Genomic DNA, 6,394 nt, shown 5'->3' on the forward strand with positions numbered 1-6,394 from the left:
CCCTCCGGGGTGCCCGGGCCTGCCCGGGCCGAGAGGGGGCCTGGACGTCGCCGGCGAGCTGCTCGAGCTCCGGGCGCCGCGCCTGGACGTCGCCTGGGCCTCTCCGGGGTGCCCGGGCCTGCCCGGGCCGAGAGAGGCCCTGGACGACGCCTGGCGCGGCTCGGGGGACGCGACAGGGGGCTTCCCTGCCCCCGACGCCTTCCCGGCGTGGACGACGCCCGGGCCCGCCGGGCACCCGCGCCTGGCGCGGGTCGAGCGGGGCCGTGGACGTCGCCCGCCGGCTTCATCCTCACACCCTCGACAGCCGCCTGGACGGCGCCGGCTCCCTCCGGGGTGCCCGGGCCTGCCCGGGCCGAGAGGGGGCCTGGACGTCGCCGGCGAGCTGCTCGAGCTCCGGGCGCCGCGCCTGGACGTCGCCTGGGCCTCTCCGGGGTGCCCGGGCCTGCCCGGGGCCGAGAGAGGCCCTGGACGACGCCTGGCGCGGCTCGGGGGACGCGACAGGGGGCTTCCCTGCCCCCGACGCCCTTCTCCACCGCTCAGCAGCTCCTCCACCATGTGACACAGGCACAGCCGTGACGGGGCGAGGTCTGCACCCCGCCCCGCGGCCCGACTACGGCTCCCACTCGGGAAGCCGCTCGCGCATGTGCACGTAGGGCGTCGCGTTCGGCGCCCGCTGGAATGCGGCGATTACCTGCGCGTACCGAATCCGGCGGACGGTGCTTCGCCGCTCGGACGCGCTCAGGCTCTGGTCCTTCGCGAGTCGGTCGATTTCGGGCTGGACCTCCGAAAGGAACGACTTCCACTCCTCCTCAGTCATCAAGCGGAGCACCGCGAGCTCCACCGCCGTCTCGTCGTTCTCCGTCTCTTCATGGTCCGTCATTGGGTGTCCTTTCGTGGTGAGGGCGCCCCATGCGCCCCCTCGCAGGAAAAGGGGGGGCGCGTGGGGTCCCTCAAGCGGGGGGACGTGGGCCGTTGTCCGTCTCGGGCCCTCTCGGCGGAGGACGTGACAGGGGGCTTCTTCCCTGGCGCGGCCGAACGCGCCCGAGGCGGACGCTTCTAGGCCCGCGGCACCACGCGGCCTCGAATTGGACACCCCTTGCACGGCCTCCGACGGTGAACGTCCGGCACTCCTCGCTCGGCCTTTGACGGTGGCCAGCGGACACGTCCTCGGTGCTGGGAACCTCACTGAGCCGACTGTCCCGCGCAGGCAGAGCCTCCGCCCGCAAGAATCGTGCTCCAGCCTCGTGAACGGTCAGTGCATGACACCAGCACATCTCCGGCCGGGAGCGCCCCGACCGTCAAGGGCAGTAGGGGAGGTGAGCTCCCGCCGGCCTTTGCTAGCGCATCGCCTCCAGGTCCAGATTGCTCCGCGCGATGGACCCTCGCGCTAACGGCGGGCGTCCTCACGACTCTCTTGCCGGCGCCAGCCCCCGGCGACGTGCCGCGCGAGCCACGCCGAGCGCGTGGGCGCGAGGGGAGGGCGGTGCCGGCCTTCAGGCCCCGGCGCCACCCCGCCCCGAGAGCCAGTCACTCCCGCGAGCTGCAGGACCTGCCAGCCTTCGGCGCCGGCGTCAGCCCCGGCGACGTGCCGCGCGAGCTGCACCGGGCACGAGCGCGGGCGCGAGGGGAGGGCGGTGCCGGCCGTCAGGCCCCGGCACCACCCCGCCCCGAGGGCCTGGGGGTCAGGGTGTGACACCAGTGCCCCCCAGGGCCTTGGGGTACGGGAGGGACACGCCCAGGTGGTGTCGGTGACGCGGGTTCAGAGTCCATGCGTACTTGTGGCAGCCGGGGTGTCGCACGGGCACTGTGACACGCGGCAACCACCGAGCAAGCCAAGGGAGGACCTCTGCTGGAGAGGAGAGGGGAGCAGCCCCATGTGACTCCAGCATTGCAGCAACGTATCGCCAGCCGCTCTCTCCGGCGCGAAGCTTCTGGAGGGCACGCGGGGAGAGGACTTGGCCATCCGGCAGAAGTCTCAGTGTTCGCGGAGTCGAGCGGCCACGGTAGCAGGCGTTGGTAGCTTGATAGATGGTGCCGACGTGACCACCGAGCACCAAATCACCTGAGTGGCTACGCCGGCGCATCGGGTCGGAGAACGCAACAACGCCGAGAAATCCAGACGAGCGAAGCACCTTGAAGGTGCGCGCAATGAACCAGCTCTCCCCATTGGCGGGCACATCCTCAAGGAGGACGAAGCGGCCCAGTTCCAGGTTTTCACGAGCGGCCCCAGGGAGGCACCGGAAAACAGCATCGTTGACGGGGTGGCTGTAGACGGCGACGCCCACCAAGCTTCCGTGACGGAAGAGGCCGAAGCGAAGACGAGCAGCAGGGTAGGTGCCGCTGTAGTGGTGCTCTTCGATAAACGCCCGCGCTGTCGCGTCAGGTACGGAGGCAACCTCGTACTCAGAAGGCCGAATGCGGCGCTCCTGCACCCGGTACACGTCCTTGCCGAAGAGCCAGCGTTGGACCGGAGTCGTCACAGTAGCCTCCCAGCCTCAATAGCCGAGATGAGGGCCGCATACCGCTGGCCGAGCGCCAAGCCTGCGAGTGGTGTCCGGAATGTCCAGGCCGCCGAGAAGACTCGCGGGAAGTAGGCGTGCCCAGCAAGGAAGTGGGCTTCGACGTCGAGTCCGGGAAACGTCTCCTTCAGCATGCTGCCGACGCGCCAAGCCCAATCGTTGCGCTCGTCCTTCGACGCCGTCGCCAAGGAGCGCTCGTAGGGTGCAATCACGCGGTTCAGCTCCACGACGCCGTGGAACGCGGAGAGGATGAGAATCTCATCAGCGCAGAGGACGCTGCGCGCATATGCCAGGGAGGTCCGAAAGAGCCGCCCCTTGTAGAGGGACTCAGCTGGAACTGCAGAGTTGCCTTTTGTGGCCGAGCACCCGAGGAGGGCCACCCGCACCGGCCGCTGGAGCCGCTGGAGGCGCTCCAACCGCTCGCGGACCTGGCGGGCGGACTCGGCACGTTCAAGGCGGGCTTCCTCCGATGCGTTCTCCTCCTCCGGAGTGAGCGGCGCGCGCGGAGCGAAGAGCCGACGGCGAAGGTCACATCGAGTGCAAGTATTCCGAATGCCGGATGCCCCGCAGAGACTGCAAGGCGCCAGTCGTGGCACCTCGGGAAAGAGGTCGGGAGTGTGCATTCACGCCGCCTCACTCTGAATGAGATTTGCTCGAAGTTCGGCAATCGCGTGGTCCGACCACCCACGCCTCCGGAGGTCCTCAACGGCTCGCCGCTCAGCAGCCTCCCCCAGACGCATGCGGAGGATTTCAAGGAAGGCCTCGAACGAGGCGACTGCCTCGCGGCGCGTGCGGAAAATCGTTGGTGGTCCCTTCACTGCCGCCGTCCCCCAGCTCCAGCCCCGACGCCCAAACTTCTGGATGGGGTACCCATCCGAACCGAACATGCTGACATGCGTCAGCAAGCGCAGCTCTGCTTCCATGACTGGCGCCATCACGCTGCCGCTCCTTCGAGAGCGAGCCAGTAGTCAGTGATGATTTCGTGGTCGACTTCCATGAAGCCGACTGCGAAGCCGACACGGAGGAAGAAGTTGACGTTCGAGTAGTCCTCCTCCGGCCTGGATGCGTCGCGCTGGTACTGCAGCGCGATGCGTTCGAGGTGCTTCCGGAGTCGCACGGCAGCGGGCGTGTACCGTTCTGGTAACAGGCTCTCCGGGAGATTCAGCACGACGCTGCGCGCATACGCACTCGACTCCACCTGAATTGGAGCGTCCCGGATGCTGATGCGTAACGTTTGTCCCCCGGCGAATCGTTTGAGAGTGACCGACACCTTGAGAAGGTGCGGGAGGCGCCCCGCCATCTGGTCAGCCTTGATGTCCTGTCGAATTGCCGCCGCGACTTCGGCGCCGTCCCGGTGCGCCGAATACTTCGTCCCCACGAACATGAGCCTCACCTCGTCTACTCCGCCGGGACTCGCCCCGGCGGATTCCCATCTGTCCCTTCGGTCTCGCGCTCAACTCACTGTGTCGCGTGCTGCTCGGCGCTCGTCTGCGAACGCCGTCCGGTGGAGGCGCGGGAGTTCCCGAGGAAGGTCACCTCGGTGGCGACGACTTCCGTGGTGTAGTTCTTGCGGTTCTCCTTGTCGGTCCATTCGCGCGTCTGCAGGCGCCCCTCGACATGGCACTGCCGTCCCTTCTTCAGGTACTCGCCGCAGAGCTCCGCGAGCTTTCCCCAGACGACAATGCGGTGCCACTCGGTCCGCTCCTGCTTCTCGCCCTGCTTGTCCGTCCAGCTCTCGCTGGTGGCGATTCGGAAGTTCGCCACCGCCTGGCCTGCGGTGGTGAAGCGGACTTCGGGGTCCGCGCCGAGGTTGCCGATGAGGATGACCTTGTTAACGCCTGCCGTCATGACTGCTCCTATGCGTATGCCGTCGGGACTCGCCCCGTCGGGTCATCGGCGAGAGCGCCGTTGACGAGATGAATAGTACGTCCACCCTACGCACTTGTCAAATCCGAATAGCACAAACACAGGCACCGGTTTCCCTCTGGCAACCCCACCAGCCCAGCCTCCTTCCCCTACTGCCCAACTCCTCCTCATCGATGGCCGCTCGCGGCCCTCCTCTCCTCGCCGCGGGGCACCTCGCGGCGCTTCCGGCGTGGACGACGCCCGGGCCCGCCGGGCACCCGCGCCTGGCGCGGGTCGAGCGGGGCCGTGGACGTCGCCCGCCGCCTTCATCCTCACACCCTCGACAGCCGCCATGGACGACGCCGGCCCCCTCCGGGGCGCCCGGGCCTGCCCGGGCCGAGAGGGGGCCTGGACGTCGCCGGCGAGCTGCTCGAGCTCCGGGCGCCGCGCCTGGACGTCGCCTGGGCCTCTCCGGGGTGCCCGGGCCTGCCCCGGGCCGAGAGAGGCCCTGGACGACGCCTGGCGCGGCTCGGGGGACGCGACAGGGGGCTTCCCCGCCCCCGACGCGCTTCTCCACCGGGCACCAGTCACTTCCGCGAGCCGCAGGACCTGGTGCGCACGAATCAGCGTCCGGCTCGCCACACATCAATCCTCGTCGGGCGTCATGATCGTAATCACGGGCTCGGCGTTGTCCCCGGGACCGAGGCAGCACCGCAGCGTCACAAGGTCACGCAACTGCGGAGCCATCTGCACGTAAAGCTGGAACGTGATGCTGTCCGTAGCAGGTCCGTGCCGAGGCACACTCCGTACTGCCACCGAAGCCATCCAGCAGATGTCCCACAACCGTCCGGCTTCGTCCTGCGTTCCGCCCAGCAACGGGGGAACAGCAACATAGTCTCCCCACACGCGAGCAGTCACCGCGACTGGAAGCCTGAAGCCAGCTTCCCGTGCCGTTAGAGTCACGTCTCGCAACACGCCATCGTTGAGAGCTTCAGCACGGCTGTAGCCGTGGATGAGTGGCGGGTCGTCGTCGTTCATGGTGCAACGCTCCATGCTGGGATTTGCCCCAGCGAAGCGCGCGGGATTCGCCCCGCGCGACATTCTCATTCTCGATTACTAACACTGCTGTGGACGTCCACATGTCCACATGTCCACATGTCCACGCACGTGGCTGGGGTTTCGCTCAGAGGCCCTGCTTCGCTACTCGTGCGCTGTGCCGAGCGAACTGCACCGGGCGCGGGCACCAAAGGAGGGCGGTGCCGGCTGTCAGGCCCCGGCACCACCTAGTCCCTTGCGGCTACCCAGGACTCGGAGTTGCGGCCAGCATGGTCTCAGCCCGCTTCCGCTCCTTTGCTGCCAGCTCGCGACACATCTGCGCATCGCGGAGGTAGAGGTCTGGGTCCTTTACCCAGCTCTGGGTGGCCAATACCTCTTTCCGGTTCGCCATGTCCTCGAGTTCGATGGCCGCTGCAATGAGGCGCCCAGCCTCGTTCTCGGCAGTTGTCCTAGCCATCATCAGAAGGGGATGTCCTCGTCGGAACCGGTCGCCATGCCGTCATTCATGGGCGGTGGCTGGTTCTCGTGGCTCTCAGGCCCAGGCTCCGCGCTCCTGTGGGCCGCGTCCCGACCGCCTCCGAGGAACGTCACAGCCTTGGCGACGACTTCCGTGGTGTAGTTCTTGCGGTTCTCCTTGTCGGTCCATTCGCGCGTCTGCAGGCGCCCCTCGACGTAGCACTGCCGTCCCTTCTTCAGGTACTCGCCGCAGAGCTCCGCGAGCTTTCCCCAGACGACAATGCGGTGCCACTCGGTCCGCTCCTGCTTCACGCCCTGCTTGTCCGTCCAGCTCTCGCTGGTGGCGATTCGGAAGTTCGCCACCGCCTGGCCGTCGCTGGCGGTGAAGCGCACTTCGGGGTCCGCGCCGAGGTTGCCGATGAGGATGACCTTGTTAACGCCTGCCGTCATGACTGCTCCTATGCGTATGCCGTCGGGACTCGCCCCGTCGGGTCATCGGCGAGAGCGCCGTTGACGAG

General features: G+C 67.9%; 7 protein-coding genes. All 7 read right to left on the minus strand.

The annotated features are described in order from the left end of the window. Nucleotides 1-610: 610 nt before the first annotated feature. The 7 genes from FJV41_RS47330 to FJV41_RS47355 all read right to left on the minus strand — a co-directional run bounded on the left by FJV41_RS47330 (nucleotide 611) and on the right by FJV41_RS47355 (nucleotide 6,326). A complete protein-coding gene (locus FJV41_RS47330) occupies nucleotides 611-880 on the minus strand; it encodes a hypothetical protein (protein ID WP_141649214.1) in 270 nt (89 codons plus the stop codon). Between the two features lie 802 nt (nucleotides 881-1,682). Then, nucleotides 1,683-2,480, minus strand: a complete 798-nt coding sequence (locus FJV41_RS57010) for a Mom family adenine methylcarbamoylation protein (RefSeq protein WP_497812674.1) — start codon at nucleotides 2,478-2,480, stop codon at nucleotides 1,683-1,685. Beyond that, entirely contained in the window at nucleotides 2,477-3,142 is a 666-nt protein-coding gene (locus tag FJV41_RS47335) for a DUF6884 domain-containing protein (RefSeq protein WP_220137963.1), read from the minus strand. The genes FJV41_RS57010 and FJV41_RS47335 overlap by 4 nt, the downstream gene beginning before the upstream one ends. Before the next feature lie 311 nt (nucleotides 3,143-3,453). Further along, on the minus strand, nucleotides 3,454-3,903 hold the full coding sequence (locus FJV41_RS47340; RefSeq protein WP_141649216.1) for a hypothetical protein: 450 nt from the start codon (nucleotides 3,901-3,903) through the stop codon (nucleotides 3,454-3,456). Between the two features lie 74 nt (nucleotides 3,904-3,977). After that, nucleotides 3,978-4,367, minus strand: a complete 390-nt coding sequence (locus FJV41_RS47345; RefSeq protein WP_281291635.1) for a single-stranded DNA-binding protein — start codon at nucleotides 4,365-4,367, stop codon at nucleotides 3,978-3,980. A gap of 642 nt (nucleotides 4,368-5,009) precedes the next feature. Continuing rightward, nucleotides 5,010-5,402 (minus strand): DUF6573 family protein, encoded by a 393-nt coding sequence (locus FJV41_RS47350; RefSeq protein WP_141649217.1) that lies wholly within the window; start codon nucleotides 5,400-5,402, stop codon nucleotides 5,010-5,012. Nucleotides 5,403-5,879: 477 nt separating this feature from the next. Continuing rightward, complete coding sequence (locus FJV41_RS47355; protein ID WP_141649218.1) at nucleotides 5,880-6,326, minus strand: single-stranded DNA-binding protein; 447 nt, start codon at nucleotides 6,324-6,326, stop codon at nucleotides 5,880-5,882. Between the last annotated feature and the right edge of the window lie 68 nt (nucleotides 6,327-6,394).

This window comes from Myxococcus llanfairpwllgwyngyllgogerychwyrndrobwllllantysiliogogogochensis (assembly GCF_006636215.1).
Taxonomy (GTDB): Bacteria; Myxococcota; Myxococcia; order Myxococcales; family Myxococcaceae; genus Myxococcus; species Myxococcus llanfairpwllgwyngyllgogerychwyrndrobwllllantysiliogogogochensis.